This is a genomic window from Rothia nasimurium, assembly GCF_035916755.1.
Taxonomy (GTDB): Bacteria; Actinomycetota; Actinomycetes; order Actinomycetales; family Micrococcaceae; genus Rothia.
Genome location: NZ_JAYWIX010000007.1, coordinates 36,533 through 51,241, shown reverse-complemented (window position 1 = coordinate 51,241; position 14,709 = coordinate 36,533). Strand labels below are relative to the sequence as shown.

Sequence of the window (14,709 nt, the reverse complement as noted above, 5' to 3'; positions counted from 1 at the left end):
GTGTTGCAGAGGGGGCGCGGGGACGCGCTTGGAGCCGACTGGCTGGGGCTGGCATGAATTGAGCGAGCGCCCCAGCGCGAGCTCAAGAAGGTTAGTCGGCAAAAGCGCGTCCCCGCGCCCCCAGCTAGGAACAAGAAGGAAACGGCGCACGCTTACGCACCTCACTAACTTGCCCTTGCCGTCTACCTACCCCTGGTAATTAGCAATCACAGGCTTGTCGGAGCCGGGGCGCTGGGACTTGCAGCAATCGGGGTTGCAGGCGTCGAACCAGCCGGTTCCACCGCAGACGGAGACGCGAGCTGCCTGTATGCCGTCGGCGTCCTGGGCGGGGGCGGTGGAGGCGACTCGTTCGGCGATTAGCTGGCGCAGGCCCTCAACGTAGGCGGGGTGGGTGCCGGGGGTGGGGGTGCGGGTTGCTGCGAAGCCGAGGCGCTTACAGGTGTCGAGGGCTTCGGTGTCGAGGTCCCAGAGAACTTCCATGTGGTCTGAGACGAAGCCGAGGGGTACAAGCACGATGCCGTCGACCTTACCGTCGAGGGCTTCGAGGGCGTCGTTGACGTCGGGTTCGAGCCAGGGCATGGATGGGGGGCCAGAGCGGGACTGGTAGACCAGTTCCCAGTCGACTTCATCGAGCAGGGCGGGGTCAACGGCCTGTACTCCGGCGAGGACGGCGCGGGCAGCTTCCAGGTGCTTTTCGACGTAGGCGGAGCCACCTTCGTAGTCGACACCGCGGGGTCCGGCCTCGTTGGCGGCGCTGGTGGGTACGGAGTGGGTGCAGAACATGATGCGGATTTTTCCGTTACCTGCGGCAGCCTGCTGGGCGGCAGCAAGCTGGGCACGGACGTCCGCAAGCCCCTCGACCAGGCCGTCGATGAAGGGCTGGATGAAGCCGGGGGTGTCCCAGAACTGGCGGACCTTATCGATCTGCAGTTTGCCGTCTAGGCCCAGCTTTTCGATGGCGATTCCGTAGTCTTCGCGGTACTGGCGGCAGGAGGAGTAGCCGGGGTAGGCGCTGGTGGCCAGCACAAGGATCTTACGCTTGCCCTCGTCATAGGCCTGCTGGACCACGTCGTTGACATAGGGCTTCCAGTTGCGGTTGGCCCAGGTGATGTCGATAGCGGGGCCTTTCTCAGCGAGGGCTTCACTCAGGGCTGCCAGCAGGGCGCGGTTCTGCTCGTTGATGGGTGAGACGCCGCCGTTGGCCCGGTAGTGGGTGGCGACTTCTTCGAGGCGTTCGTCGGGGATGCCGCGGCCGGCGGTGACGTTGCGCAGGAAGGGAATCACGTCGTCCTGCCCCTCGGGGCCGCCGAAGGAGGACAGAATCACCAGGTCATAGTCCTGGGGGGCGGACGCGCGGGGGCGGGTGAGAGTGCGCTCGCTGGTGTAGGTGCCGATGGTGCTCTCATCGAGCACGGCCGGGCCGTTGGAGGCGGTGTTGGCCGGGTCGGTCTGGTTAGGGATGATGTCGGCAGGGAGCTGGGTGGTCATTAGGCGATCACCTGGGCAACCTCGGCGGCCTCGATGCGGCGGCCGGTGTAGAAGGGGATTTCTTCGCGTACGAAGTGGCGGGCTTCGGTATTGCGGAAGGAGCGCATGAGGTCAACGATGAGCACCAGTTCGGGAGCTTCGAGGGCGATAAGCCACTCGTAGTCGTTGAGGCCGAAGGTGGCGATGGTGTTGGGCAACACCTCTGGGAAGTCGATGCCCTTCATGCCGTGGCTCTTCATCACATCGCGGCGCTTTTCGGGGTTGATGGTGTACCAGTCGAAGGAGCGCACGAAGGGATAGACGCAGACCCACTGTTCGGGGGCGATGCCTTTGGCGAAGGTGGGGGTGTGACCAGCTGAGAATTCGGCGTCGCGGTGTACGCCCATGGTCGACCAGACAATCTTGGTGCCCGAAAAAGCTGCGGTGCGGCGGAAGCTGCGGATTGCTGCCTGCAGGTCTTCGGGCACAGCACCGTGGACCCAGACCATCACGTCAGCGTCGTTACGCATGGCTGAGACGTCGTAGAAGCCGCGGGTAATCACACCCTTGGCTTCGAGCTCAGCAACCAGGGCTTCGAGTTCGGCGGTAGCCTCAGCGCCGGTAGCGGCGGGGTTGGCGGCACCTTCGCGGGCGAAGACGGTGTAGAGGGCGTAATGGAACTGGCTGTCGCCTTCGGCTACTTCACCGGGGCGCTGGCCCTGAATTTTGCCGTGGGTGTCCTTGGCAGTGGGCATGGGCGGACGACCGCCGTGGCTGTAAGCGCCGTGACCAGCTGAGCCGTGGCCTGCGCTGCCGTAAGCGCTGGCGCCGTGGGAGTGTTCTGCAGGGTTACCGTGGTGTGACATGGGGTTACCTTTCGATGTGGGACGTTGAGGGCGAGTAGCCGCTACCTAGTCGTTAGCTGATGTGTCGGTGTTTTTCTGGATGAAGCGCCCCAGATGTTCCTGGGTGTCTGCGGTGACGGCTGCCAGGCCGGTTCCGGCAATCCAGGCGCCAACGGCGGTGGCACCTGGCAGGTCGGCGAGGGCCGAGCGGAAGGCGGTGACGCGATCCTTGTGCCCCGGCGTGGTGGAGGGCAGGGCGCTGCGCCAGCGTACGACGTCCGCTGCGACCAGGTGGCTCTTGGTGATGGGTACGCCCAGCAGGTGGCCTGCGTCGTGGAGGCCCAGGGTGACCAGCTGGTCATCGTGCAGGGCAAGCTCTGACAGCGGTGAGGTGTCGTGATCCTTGCCGCGCCCGTAGGACAGGCGTACCACGTGGCGCCCTTCCCCTGCTCGTTCTGCGACCCAGGCCCACTTGGCGGTGGCGTGGGTAAGGGCCTTGGCGCGGACGCCGGTGGCAGCCTCGCTCACCAGCAGGCCGGTACCGCGCGGGGCTGCGTCAAGAGCTGGCTGGTCGAGCACCAGGGAGACCAGGGCAACTTCCGGGCCGGGGGTAACGGCGGGCAGGGCGGACACCGGTAGGTGGGGCCCGAGCAGGCGAATGGAGGTCTGGGCGTCGGTGGCTACCACCAGCAGTTCGCCGCGGATAATGGCTGATTTTTCGCCGTATTCAGGCTGGCGCTGAATGGCCGTCCACCCGCCGGTAACGGGGTCACGGTCCACGGCGATGGTGTCGAAGCCGCTGACGATGCGCACGCGCTGACGGAGCAGGTCGTCCACGAGAGTTTCGGAGAGCTGGTTCATGCCGCCTTCGATACCGGCAACCTGGGAACCTGCCGGTGAGGCGGCTCGCAGGCGGGCACTGGCTGCGGTGAGGGAGCCCAGCTCGCGGAGGCCGGTCAGCAGACCGGGGGCGATGGTGGCGATTTCTAGCTGGTCGGGGTGTACTGAGTGCACACCGGATACCACCGGGGCTACCAGCTGGTCGAGTACCTGCTGGCCCAGACGCACCCGCACCAGCTCACCCAGGGTTTTGGCGTTAGACCCGGCTGAACGCGGCAGCATAGCATCGAGCTTGGCGCGGCGGTAGCCTGCCCGGCCCAGGATTTTTTTGAGGGCCGGGTCATCGAGGCTACCGGGAATGCCCAGAACACCGGTGGACGGTGAGGGGTAGGGCCCGGTGGGCAGGTAGAGCCAGGACCCAAGGGGCTCGGGCGTCACAATGCGGTCAGCCAGCCCCAGGTCGGTGAGCAGGTTGCGGACCGCGTCGGTACGAGTTGCGAAGGACTCAGCACCAGAATCCAGCACCAGACCGGCTAACTGGTGGGCGCCTACGGCACCTCCCAGGTGGCTTTCCCGTTCAACCAGGGTGACTTTCTTACCGGCTCGGGCTAGTTCGCGGGCTGCAAGCAGGCCCGAGATGCCGCCGCCAATCACCAGGGCGGTGTTGTACAGGTGCTGGTGCTGTGCCATGGGGTTCTTTTTCCTAGCCTTTGCGGGTTGAGGTGTGGATGTAGTCGACCAGGCGGGTCAGGACGGTGGGGTCGGTGGTCGGGGGCACCCCGTGCCCCAGGTTAACCACGTGGGCCGGGGCACAGCGTCCTTCTTCAAGAACCGCATCGGTGTGGGCGGCAAGGGCCTCCCAGCCCGATGCCAGCAGGGCCGGGTCGATGTTGCCCTGTAGCACGATACCTCCGCCCAGTCGGCGCTGGGCTTCGGAGAGGGGCAGGCGGTAGTCCACGCCGATGACGTCCGCACCGGCTTCGAGCATAGCGGGCAGCAGTTCAGCGGTTCCGGTACCAAAGTGGATGCGGGGCACCCCGTAGCGTTCAACGGCAGCGAGGGTGGCTGCGGAGTGGGGCATGACGAAACGGCGGTAGTCGGCCTCACCCAGGGAGCCTGCCCAGGAATCAAAGAGCTGAACAGCTGAAGCACCCGCCTCAATCTGGGCAGCCAGGAACTGGGCTGAGGTGCGGGCAGCCCAGGCACCCAGGGCGGCCCAGGCTTCGGGGTCGGCGTGCATCATGGTGCGCGGACGCAGGTGGTCGCGGGAGGGCCCGCCCTCTACCATGTAGGCGGCCACGGTGAAGGGGGCACCGGCAAAGCCGATGAGCGGGGTGGAGCCCAGTTTCTCAACGGTCAGAGCAACAGCTTCTCGAATGGGGTCAAGGGCTGAGTCTTCGAGTTCAGGCAGGTTCTTGATGTCCTCGAGGGTGCGGACGGGGGCGTCCAGGACGGGGCCTCGCCCGGGAACAATATCGACACCCACACCGGCTAGCTTCATGGGGATGACGATATCTGAGAAGAAGATACCGGCATCGACCTTGTGGCGGCGCACCGGCTGAACCGTGATTTCTGCAGCCAGTTCGGGGTTGAGGCAGGAATCCAGCATGGGGATTCCCTCACGGACTTCGCGGTACTCGGGCAGGGAGCGTCCTGCCTGGCGCATGAACCAGACCGGGGCGTGCTCAGCTTCGCGACCGGTCAGGGTACGAATCATGGCTGACTCGCCAGTGCCGGCGGTCTTCAGGGGGTGGGTAGCGGGCAGATGGGTAAGCTGCTCGTCGGTGAGCAGGGGGCGCTGACGCAGCGCTGATGATACGGTCTGATTCATATACACCATTCTGCCAAGTTTAAAGCACAACTTTAGAGACAACCTGTCACCAGACCCCCAACAGGGAGCTGTCTATAATAGAGTCGTCGTGACTATTTTCAGCCTTGTAGCATCGCATCGCTCCGTCGACCTCACCACCGTGGCTTACCTCAGCGAAGGCGTTGAGAAAATCCACCGGGATCTTGAACGCACCGGCATTCGTGGTGAGGTGATTTTGTCTACCTGCAACCGCTTAGAACTTTACGCCGAGATTCCCAGCAAGCCGGGGGCCACCGACCAGAACATCGCCAACGACGTTGCTACCGCCTCAGAGTACATCTTTGACCTGATCTCCCAGCGGTCCGGGCTTTCCTACGACCTGGTAGAAAACAGCTTTGATGTGCTGGTAAATACAGATGCAGCCCACCACCTCTTCACTGTAGCCTCAGGCCTGGAATCGGCCGTTGTGGGCGAACGCGAGATCACAGGCCAGGTACGCCGCGCTCTATCTCTCTCCCAGGAGCAAGGACGGGCCACCGGCAATCTGGTGCGCCTCTTTGAACACGGTGCCCAGACCGCCCGCCGGGTCGGCCAGCAAACCATGCTGGGCTCTCGGGGCCGCTCTATCGTGTCGGTTGCCCTGGATATGGCCGATGACATCGCCGACAAAACCTGGGAGAACCGCCGGGTTCTGGTCTTTGGTACTGGCGCCTACGCCGGGGCTACTGTAGCTGCCCTGCACTCTCGGGGGACGACCGATATCTGGATATACTCCCGCTCAGATCGTGCAGCCACTTTTGCCGACAAACGCGGGGTACAGGCAGTGCCCCACGGGGAGTTGCACGAGCAGATGGCAGCGGCCGATATCATCATCGGCTGCTCGGGTGGTGCCTCCCCCATGCTTCCCATCGAAATCCCCGCCGGCAAGCGCGTCATCCTTGATTTAGCGCTCTCTCGCGACTTCGCCCCCGAGGTAGCAGACCTACCCGAGGTAGAACTCATTACCCTCGAATCTGTGCGTCTGGCCGCCCCCGAAGAGACCGTAGAGTCCGTGCACACTGCCCGCACAATTGTGGACGAAGCCGCCGCAGAATTCTCCATCAAAGAGAAGGCCCGCAGCGTTGACGCTGCTATTGTTGCTCTCAGACAACACACCATGAGCGTACTCGACGCCGAGCTAGCTAAGGTGCACAACCAGTACGGGTGCACCGCAGCAACTGAACAGCTTGAGCTCGCAATGCGCCGCATGGTCAAGTCCCTCTTGCACACCCCGACCGTCCGCGCCCGAGATATGGCACGCGAAGGCCGGGTAGACGACTATGTAGCGGCCCTCGAAGCCCTCTACGGTATCGAAGTGCAAGAAACCCCCGAAGAGGCCGAGCCCCAAACCGACGCCTCCTAGCAGGCAGGTACCCCACCAGCCGCATCCCCGTCCGCCCACCATCCCAAAGGTTCGGCAGCAACGATGTCCACCTCCATATTTTCAGCTGACTCCGACCCCGGCGACCCCATCGACCCGCCCGGGGCCTCCCGCCTGCCCAAAGACCTGCGCCGCCAGCAGCTCATCGGCAACGCCGTGCGTGTTTTTGCTTCCCAGGGCTACCATGCCACCACCATGGACCACATCGCCACCGCCTCTAACGTGACCAAGCCCGTGCTCTACCAGCACTTCACCGGCAAACGCGACCTCTACCTGGCCGTGCTCGATGAACAAATCAACAACCTCATGACCCAGCTGGTGCAGCCCCTCTACACCACCAAGGTCAACCGCGAACGTGTGCAGGGCGTCATCGGTGCTTTCTTCAATTTTGCCCGCAATAATGTGGCAGGCTACCGCGTCATCTTTGAATCCGACATTCAGAACGACTACGCGGTACAAGAACGCACCGAAAACATGCACATCACCATCGCCAAGCGAATCGCCGAGGTACTAGCGCCCAACGCCGGCATGCCCTTTGAAGAGGCCCTGATGACGGCCCGCATGCTCACCGGCATGGTGCAGGCAGCTGCCCACATGGTCATCGGCACCGACTCCTCACCCCAGCAGCTTGCAATGGCTGAGCGCGCCGTCTTCCGTCTGGCCTGGGGCGGTATCTCCATCATCGATGAGGACTGGGAGTAGCGCTTTCCCCGCTGTCGTGCCCTTTCTCTACCCTGTCAGCTCAGACCGAAACCCACCTCCTTTCCTGCCCCTACTCACGTAGACTGGTGGGCAGAGACCCCCTGCAGCCAGGTAGGGAACCATCGAAAGGAAACCTCATGGAAATTAAGATTGGCGTTATCAACGTGCCCAGCCAGGTCGTCATCGACACCGACGAAACCGCCTCAGACGTCCGCGCCAAGATCGCTGCGGCTCTCGAACAGGGCGGCATCCTGGAACTGACCGATTCTAAGGGCTCCACCACCCTGGTTCCGGCCGCTAACATCGGCTATGTCGAGCTGGGCTCTGAAACCAAGCACCGCATCGGCTTCGGTATCGGCCAGTAACATCGGGCTTACTCAGCCAGAGGGGCCCCGGGAGTTTGACGCAAAACTCCTGGGGCCCCTCTTACATTTACGGCACTTGGCGGTAGAATAAAGAAGTTATTTGGTTGCCCGGTCGTACCATCCGTATAGACTCACCTGCCTTTAGCTCTCCCGCCCAACGCTCTGCAAGCGTCCGCCCAGCGGTTGATAGAGCTTCTTTGCTGCATGAAAACCCACGATCGGCTTCCTCGTTTGCCCCGGGCCGGGGCCTCACTCTATAAGGAACACGATTCGTGACTAACCCTGATACCACTCAAACTTTCGCCGACTACGGCGTGCGCCAAGACATTGCCGATGCCCTTGCCGAGAAGGGCATCGTCTCCCCCTTCCCCATTCAGGCCCTGACCCTGCCGGTGGCCCTGTCTGGCCATGACATCATCGGTCAGGCTAAGACCGGTACCGGTAAGACCCTGGGCTTTGGTCTGCCGGCCCTGCAGAGCCTTTCGGTCCCGGGTACGGACGCCTTCAACCAGCTTCCCGCCCCCGGTGCGCCTCAGGCCCTGATTATCGTTCCCACCCGCGAACTGGCTATCCAGGTGGGCGATGACCTCGCTGTTGCTGCCTCAAAGACCGGCGTGCGAGTAGCGACCCTCTACGGCGGCCGCCCCTACGACAGCCAGGTCAAAGAACTGGAAAAGGGTGTTGAGCTGATTGTGGGTACCCCGGGCCGTCTGATTGACCTGCACCGCCAGAAGTACCTCAACCTGAGCCAGATCAAGATTGTGGTACTCGATGAAGCCGACGAGATGCTTGACCTGGGCTTCCTGCCCGATGTGGAACGCATTCTCTCAGCCGTACCCGAGGCGCGCCAGACCATGCTCTTCTCGGCAACCATGCCCGGGCCCGTCCTGACCATGGCCCGCCGCTACATGAGCCGCCCCATGCACATCCGCGCAGAATCCGGCGAAGAAGAGACCATGACCAAGGCCTCGATCCGCCAGGTTATTTACCGGGCCCACCCCCTGGATAAGGACGAGCTGGTCGGCCGTATTCTGCGCGCCGAGGGCCGGGGCCGTACCGTCATTTTCACCAAGACCAAGCGCTCCGCTGCCAAGCTCTCTGATGAGCTGACCGCCCGAGGTTTCGCAGCCGGCGCTATTCACGGCGACCTCAACCAGGGGGCGCGTGAGCAGGCCCTTCGGGCCTTCCGCAACGGCAAGATTGACATTCTGGTTGCAACCGACGTGGCAGCCCGCGGTATTGACGTTGAGGACGTCACCCACGTCATCAATTACCAGTGCCCCGAGGATGAGAAGACCTACCTGCACCGTGTGGGCCGCACCGGCCGTGCCGAGAAGGAAGGCACCGCCGTTACCCTGGTGGATTGGGAGGATGTGCCCCGTTGGAAGCTCATCAACAAGGCCCTTGAACTGGGTGTAGACGAGCCGGTTGAAACCTATTCTTCCTCTCCCCACCTCTTCACTGACCTGGGTATTGCTAAAGGAACCAAGGGCCGTCTGCCCAAGGAGGAGCGCACCGCAGCGGGTCTGCAGGCTGAAGAGGCTGAGGACTTTGGGGGTGTCCCGGCTCGTGAGAAGCGCCAGGAGCGCGGTGGCCGCGGGAATCGTCGCGGACGTTCGGGCTCCCGTTCTCCGCGCCGCGAGGGCTCACGCTCTGGTGGTGAGGGCCGGGTTGAGAAGCGCGATGATCAGCGTGGCGGCCAGAGCGGGGAGGCTGATCCCAAGCCGCGTCGTCGCCGTACCCGCCGGGTAGAGGGTGAAGCCGGGCAGGAGCGTCCAGCCCGCCGTCAGCGCCAGCAGAAGCCTGCTGACGTGGCTGAAGGTGGCCAGCAGGGTGAGGGCCAGCGCCGCCGTCGCCGCCGCACCCGCCGGGTAGAGGGCAGACAAGACTCATAGGGACCGCAAAACTTAAAAGGGACCGCATAATATGCGGTCCCTTTTAGGTTTTAAGGTCCCCTTTCAGGGAAAACCTACCTAGCGGGTGGCGCGGGCCTGGCCCTCTGCGTAACCAGCGGCAGACTGGATACCCACCACGGCTCGCTCGGCGAACTCCTCAATGGAGGCAGCGCCGGCGTAGGTGAAGGATGAGCGGACGCCCGAGATGATCGAGTCAATCTGGTCTTCTACACCACCGCGGCCCTCGGGCAGGTAGATTCGGGCTGATGAGATGCCCTCTTCGAACATTTCACGGCGGGCCTTTTCAAAGGCTTCGGTCTTGGAGTTGCGGTTAATAACCGCGCGGCGGGAGGCCATACCGAAGGATTCCTTGTAGAGGCGGCCGTCGGCATCCTGCAGTACGTCGCCGGGTGACTCGTAGGTGCCCGCGAACCAGGAACCGACCATGACGTTGGAGGCACCGGCGGCCAGGGCCAGGGCAACGTCGCGGGGGTCCTTGATGCCACCGTCCGCCCAGATGTGTACGCCCAGTTTCTTGGCTTCGGCGGCGCATTCCAGTACGGCGGAGAACTGGGGGCGGCCTACGCCGGTCTGCATACGGGTGGTGCACATGGCGCCTGGGCCAACGCCGACCTTGATGATGTCGGCTCCTGCTTCTGCCAGGTCGCGGACGCCCGCAGCCGTTACCACGTTGCCGGCGGCAATGGGGATGGAGGGGTTAAGGGCCTTGACCTTCTTGAGGGCCTCAATCATGGTTTCCTGGTGACCGTGGGCGGTATCGACGACGAGCACGTCGGCACCCGCCTCAATCAGGGCGGCGGCACGACCCGCTACGTCGCCGTTGATGCCGATTGCAACGCCGATGCGGAGCTTGCCCTCGGCGTCGGTGGCCGGCTCGTAGAGGCTGGCGCGCAGGGCGGCTGAGCGGGTCAGCACGCCGACCAGCTTGCCGTCAGCGTCCACAACGGGCGCTACCTTGCGGGACTTCTCGTGCAGAATGTCGAAGGCTTCACGCGGGGTGACGGTATCGGGCAGGGTGAGCAGTTCGGTGCTCATGAGGTCTTGTACCTGGTCAAAGTTGTCTGCCCCGCGCAGATCCTTAGGGGTAATGACGCCGATGGGGGTCTCGCCGTCCACGACGATAGCAGCCCCGTGGGCACGCTTGGGTAGCAGGTGGCGCACGTAGCCTGCGGTGTGGTGGGGCTTGACGGTGATAGGGGTGTCGAAAATCAGGTGGGAGTTTTTGACCCGCTGGATAGTTTCGGCGACGATGTCGGTGGGCACGTCCTGGGGAATGATGGCGATGCCACCGCGGCGGGCAACGGTTTCAGCCATACGGCGCCCTGAAACGGCGGTCATATTAGCGATAACCAGGGGGATGGTGGTGCCGGTGCCGTCGGCGGTGGAGAGGTCTACGCCCATGCGGGAGCCTACCGCGGAGCGGGAGGGAACCATGAACACGTCGTTGTAGGTAAGGTCGGTGGTGGGGGTCATGTCGTTGAGAAACTTCATACCCTTAGTCTATGCGGTGTGCCGCTGAACAGGCAGTTTGTTAGCTTTGAGCGTGCAACCTGCGTAACTCCAATTTGTGGCATTTTTACCACGCGCATCTTTTCCGCTCAGGGGGAGGCGGACGCCGGGTCGTAGGCTGGTGGGCAGGGGCAGGTGCCCTGCCCTGTAGCTTCTTCCCATGAAAGGTTCAACGATGAGCGATTCAAACCTCTTGGTTCCGGCAGCCGACGATCCCACCTGGTGGCGCCAGGCCGTGACCGCTATATCTTCCGTGACGGCCTGGGTGAGAAGGGCGAGCTACCCCCGGCTGACTGGACCTCTATTTTCGGCGGCCCGGCCTGGGAGCCGGTGGGCGACGGCCAGTGGTACCTGCACAACTTCGCCGTTGAGCAGCCCGACCTGAACTGGCATAACCCCGAGGTCCACGAAGGCTTCAAAGAAACTTTCCGCTTCTGGGCTGACCGCGGTGTGGATGGCTTCCGCATCGACGTGGCCCACGGTATCGCCAAGGACCTACCTGAGGTGCTCCCTAGCCAGGCAGAGCTTGACGCTCTGCCCAAGGACGGCACCCACCCCATGTGGGACCGCGACGATGTGCACGAGATTTATAAGGAGTGGCGCGCCGTCTTCAACGAATACACCCCGCACCGCCGTGGCAGAGGCCTGGGTGGAGCGCGACCGCCGTCCCGCCTACGCGTTCGCCCAGGGCCTGGGCCAGGCCTTTAACTTTGACCTGCTCACTGCCCGCTTCGCGGCAGGAGAGTTCCGCAAAATAGTGGCCGAAAACCTGGAACTCTCTGCTGAGTCCGGCTCGTCGAGCACCTGGGTGCTCTCCAACCACAATATGGTGCGCCACCCCACCCGCTACGGCCTACCCTTTGTAGAGGGTAAAACCAACGAGAAGGTAGGCCACGAGTGGCTGCTCGCAGGTGGCCCGGCCGAGGAACTGACCTGGCTCGCCACTGATTCGGCTGACCTGCTGGTTTTTGAGCGCCCCGGCGGCTGGGTCAACCTGACCAACTTCAGCACCGAGCCCGCTCCCCTGCCCGCTGACCTGACTGAGGCCGAGTTCGTACTCGGCTCTACTCCCGGTGCCGCGGACGCCTTCGCCGCAGGTTCCATGCCCGGGTCGGCTACGCTCTGGCTCAAGAGGTAGCCGAAGAGCTAGGGGTAGGGCAGATGCATCGCCCGGCGGCTGGCGCGGGGCTGGCGTGAATCATAGCGAGTGCCCCGGCGCGAGCTATGAGAGGGTCGTCGCCGGGCGATGTATCTGCCCTGCCCAATTACCTAGCTAACTCACGAATCCGCTCGACCGTCTCACCGGGCGTGGTATTTTCGCCCAGGCGGTTGGGTTTGCCTGCGCCGTGGTAGTCGGATGATCCTGTGACTAGAAGGTCGTGTTTGGCTGCGGTTTCAAGCAGCCAGGCGCGGCCTTCTTCGGGGTTGTCACGGTGGTAGACCTCAAAGCCGGCCAGCCCTGCCTCAATCATGGCGTAGATGGTTTCGTTACTGGCGAGTTTGCCGCGGGCGGACGCCTTGGGGTGGGCCATGACCGGCACGCCCCCTGCCGCACGTACCAGTTCAACAGCCCTCGCCGGGTCAACGGCGTAGTGGGGTACGTAGTATTTTGAGCGGGTAGTCAGAATGGTTTCGAAGGCTTCTGACCGGTTGGCTACTGTGCCGAGGGCCACTAGGGCATCTGCGATGTGGGGGCGGCCTACGGTAGCTCCCTCGTGTACCTGTTCCTGAACGGTCTCCCAGGTAATCGGGTAGTCTTCGGCGAGTCTTTCAACCATGCGCTGAGCGCGTCCCACTCGAGAATCACGGGCGCGATTAATTTCAGCTAGGAGAGCCTCGTTGGCCGGGTCGTGCAGGTAGGAGAGCAGGTGGATGCTTACCCCCTGAGCCGAACACGAGATTTCCATGCCAGGCAGGAAGTCTAGCCCCAGGCGTCCGGCTGTATCTTGGGCTTCAGCCCAGCCGGCGGTGGTGTCGTGGTCGGTCAGGGCGAAGCCGGTAAGCCCGGCGGCGGCTACGTCGGCGACCAGCTCGGTTACCGGCTGGGTGCCGTCTGAGATACGGGAGTGGGTGTGCAGGTCGTACATAGCTCCAGCCTACCTGCGGCGGCCCATCCGTAACAGGTGGCAACCATTAGCCGCCCTTAAGTATCGGTACCACTATCTTCAACTAGACGCGCCGTTACCCAGCTCACTAGACTGGTAGGCATGACTACTAGCGATAACACCCCCACCCCTGGCGACGACCAGCCCATCGAGGAGCGCGTCACCAACCGCTCTGCTGCTCCCAAGTCCAGTGCTTTTACTGACTTTATGGCAGCGAACTGGGCACCGGCGTCCGATGAACTCCCGGCCCGCGCCCGTGTAGCCGACTTCGCCGCTGAGCGCCGCGCCAAGATTTCTGCGCTCTTCCCAGGCGAACGCCTGGTTCTGCCTGCTGGCCCCCTCAAGGTGCGCTCTAACGACACTGACTACCGTTTCCGCCCCCACTCGGCCTTTGCCCACCAGACAGGTCTGGGTCTGGACCACGAGCCCGACGCCGTGCTCGTATTTGAGCCTGTTGAAGAGGGCCAGGGCGATAACGGCTCGAACCACGAGGTCACCCTCTACTTCCGCCCCCTGGCAGGCCGCGATACCGAGATGTTCTATCGTGATCCCCGCTACGGGGAGTTCTGGATTGGCTCCCGCCCCACTCTCGAATCGCTGGGTGCCGAGTACGGTCTGCGTACCAAGGACCTGGGCGAGCTTGAGGTAGCTATCACCAAGAACGCCGGCCCCGAGGCACTGGGCGGTGTGCGCATCCGTCTGGTACGCAACGTTGACCTGAATGTTGATGCCCTGGTCGATACCTCCCGCTACAACACCTCTGTTGACTTAGAAGAGTCAGATAAGCTCGATGCTGCCCTGACCGAGGCCCTATCTGAGGCCCGTCTGGTCAAGGACGCCATTGAGGTGGAGAACCTGCGCCGCTCGGTTGACCTGACCATCGAGGGCTTTGCTGAGGTTGTCAAGGTCCTGCCCGCAGCTGTTGCCCACCGCCGCGGCGAGCGCGTGGTCGAGACTGCCTTCTTCGCTAAGGCCCGTGTTGAGGGTAACGACCTGGGCTACGACACCATCGCAGCCTGCGGTAACAACGCAACTATCCTGCACTGGATCCGCAATAACGGCACCGTCGATGAGGGTAAGCTGCTTCTGCTCGATGCCGGCGTTGAGGACGACACCCTCTACACTGCGGACGTCACCCGCACCTTCCCGGTCAACGGTAAGTTCTCCGAGGTTCAGGCCAAGGCCTACAACATCGTGCTCGAAGCTGCAGATGCTGCCTTTAAGGTTGCGGTGCCGGGTAAGAAGTTCCACGAGGTTCACGATGCTGCCATGCAGGTTCTAGCGACCCGCCTACACGAGTGGGGCCTGCTGCCCGTCTCTGCTGAGGTTTCCCTGTCGGCTGAGGGCGGCCAGCACCGCCGCTGGATGCCCCACGGCACCAGCCACCACCTGGGCCTCGACGTGCATGACTGCGCCCAGGCCAAGAACGAGCTCTACATGGAGGGCATCATCGAGCCAGGCATGGTCTTCACCATTGAGCCTGGCCTCTACTTCAAGGAAGAAGACCTCGCTATCCCCGAGGAGCTGCGCGGCATCGGTATCCGTATCGAGGACGACGTACTGGTCACTGAGGACGGCAACGAGAACCTTTCTGCCGCCCTGCCCCGTACTGTTGAGGGTATCGAAGCCTGGATGGCGGAGAACTCCCGCTAAGTGACGAAACCCCGCCTGCTCTCTTCCAGAGCGGGCGGGGTTTTCGCTGCGGTTTATATTGAGCGTGTACTGCCAGA

General features: G+C 63.2%; 11 protein-coding genes and 1 pseudogene. 6 read left to right on the top strand and 6 right to left on the bottom strand.

The features are described 5' to 3' along the window. Positions 1-186: 186 nt before the first annotated feature. From VSX42_RS08715 to hemE, 4 genes are all read right to left on the bottom strand, one after another. On the bottom strand, positions 187-1,488 hold the full coding sequence (locus VSX42_RS08715; RefSeq protein ID WP_326503914.1) for a ferrochelatase: 1,302 nt from the start codon (positions 1,486-1,488) through the stop codon (positions 187-189). After that, positions 1,488-2,222, bottom strand: a complete 735-nt coding sequence (gene hemQ / locus VSX42_RS08710; protein ID WP_418950789.1) for a hydrogen peroxide-dependent heme synthase — start codon at positions 2,220-2,222, stop codon at positions 1,488-1,490. Before hemQ ends, VSX42_RS08715 begins: the two co-directional genes overlap by 1 nt. Before the next feature lie 156 nt (positions 2,223-2,378). Beyond that, positions 2,379-3,842, bottom strand: a complete 1,464-nt coding sequence (gene hemG / locus VSX42_RS08705) for a protoporphyrinogen oxidase (RefSeq protein ID WP_326503912.1) — start codon at positions 3,840-3,842, stop codon at positions 2,379-2,381. Positions 3,843-3,855: 13 nt separating this feature from the next. Continuing rightward, positions 3,856-4,983 (bottom strand): uroporphyrinogen decarboxylase, encoded by a 1,128-nt coding sequence (gene hemE / locus VSX42_RS08700; protein WP_326503911.1) that lies wholly within the window; start codon positions 4,981-4,983, stop codon positions 3,856-3,858. 88 nt (positions 4,984-5,071) lie between these two features. Between hemE and VSX42_RS08695 the strand changes: the two genes are divergently transcribed. From VSX42_RS08695 to VSX42_RS08680, 4 genes are all read left to right on the top strand, one after another. Then, positions 5,072-6,364 carry a glutamyl-tRNA reductase gene (locus VSX42_RS08695; RefSeq protein WP_326503910.1) on the top strand — a complete coding sequence of 431 codons (1,293 nt, stop codon included), beginning with the start codon at positions 5,072-5,074 and terminating at the stop codon, positions 6,362-6,364. A 63-nt stretch (positions 6,365-6,427) separates the two neighbouring features. After that, positions 6,428-7,084, top strand: a complete 657-nt coding sequence (locus VSX42_RS08690; protein WP_326503909.1) for a TetR/AcrR family transcriptional regulator — start codon at positions 6,428-6,430, stop codon at positions 7,082-7,084. Between the two features lie 137 nt (positions 7,085-7,221). After that, entirely contained in the window at positions 7,222-7,449 is a 228-nt protein-coding gene (locus tag VSX42_RS08685; RefSeq protein WP_326503908.1) for a DUF3107 domain-containing protein, read from the top strand. Between the two features lie 272 nt (positions 7,450-7,721). Further along, on the top strand, positions 7,722-9,344 hold the full coding sequence (locus tag VSX42_RS08680) for a DEAD/DEAH box helicase (RefSeq protein WP_326503907.1): 1,623 nt from the start codon (positions 7,722-7,724) through the stop codon (positions 9,342-9,344). Between the two features lie 78 nt (positions 9,345-9,422). Here VSX42_RS08680 and VSX42_RS08675 read toward each other — a convergent pair whose 3' ends face one another. After that, positions 9,423-10,856 carry a GuaB1 family IMP dehydrogenase-related protein gene (locus VSX42_RS08675; protein WP_326503906.1) on the bottom strand — a complete coding sequence of 478 codons (1,434 nt, stop codon included), beginning with the start codon at positions 10,854-10,856 and terminating at the stop codon, positions 9,423-9,425. 153 nt (positions 10,857-11,009) lie between these two features. Between VSX42_RS08675 and VSX42_RS08670 the strand changes: the two are divergent. Further along, a pseudogene (locus tag VSX42_RS08670) lies at positions 11,010-11,856 on the top strand (alpha-amylase family glycosyl hydrolase); the annotation flags it as partial. A 283-nt stretch (positions 11,857-12,139) separates the two neighbouring features. Here VSX42_RS08670 and VSX42_RS08665 read toward each other — a convergent pair. Then, on the bottom strand, positions 12,140-12,961 hold the full coding sequence (locus VSX42_RS08665; RefSeq protein ID WP_326503905.1) for a PHP domain-containing protein: 822 nt from the start codon (positions 12,959-12,961) through the stop codon (positions 12,140-12,142). Positions 12,962-13,081: 120 nt separating this feature from the next. On the opposite strand from VSX42_RS08665, the gene VSX42_RS08660 reads away from it, so the two are divergent. Continuing rightward, entirely contained in the window at positions 13,082-14,632 is a 1,551-nt protein-coding gene (locus tag VSX42_RS08660; RefSeq protein ID WP_326503904.1) for an aminopeptidase P family protein, read from the top strand. Positions 14,633-14,709: the final 77 nt, after the last annotated feature.

Coding starts and splice junctions, on each gene's coding strand:
- VSX42_RS08715 (WP_326503914.1), bottom strand. CDS start 1,488: ATGACCACCCAGCTCCCTGCCGACATCATCCCTAACCAGACCGACCCG.
- hemQ (WP_418950789.1), bottom strand. CDS start 2,222: ATGCCCACTGCCAAGGACACCCACGGCAAAATTCAGGGCCAGCGCCCC.
- hemG (WP_326503912.1), bottom strand. CDS start 3,842: ATGGCACAGCACCAGCACCTGTACAACACCGCCCTGGTGATTGGCGGC.
- hemE (WP_326503911.1), bottom strand. CDS start 4,983: ATGAATCAGACCGTATCATCAGCGCTGCGTCAGCGCCCCCTGCTCACC.
- VSX42_RS08690 (WP_326503909.1), top strand. CDS start 6,428: ATGTCCACCTCCATATTTTCAGCTGACTCCGACCCCGGCGACCCCATC.
- VSX42_RS08685 (WP_326503908.1), top strand. CDS start 7,222: ATGGAAATTAAGATTGGCGTTATCAACGTGCCCAGCCAGGTCGTCATC.
- VSX42_RS08675 (WP_326503906.1), bottom strand. CDS start 10,856: ATGAAGTTTCTCAACGACATGACCCCCACCACCGACCTTACCTACAAC.
- VSX42_RS08665 (WP_326503905.1), bottom strand. CDS start 12,961: ATGTACGACCTGCACACCCACTCCCGTATCTCAGACGGCACCCAGCCG.
- VSX42_RS08660 (WP_326503904.1), top strand. CDS start 13,082: ATGACTACTAGCGATAACACCCCCACCCCTGGCGACGACCAGCCCATC.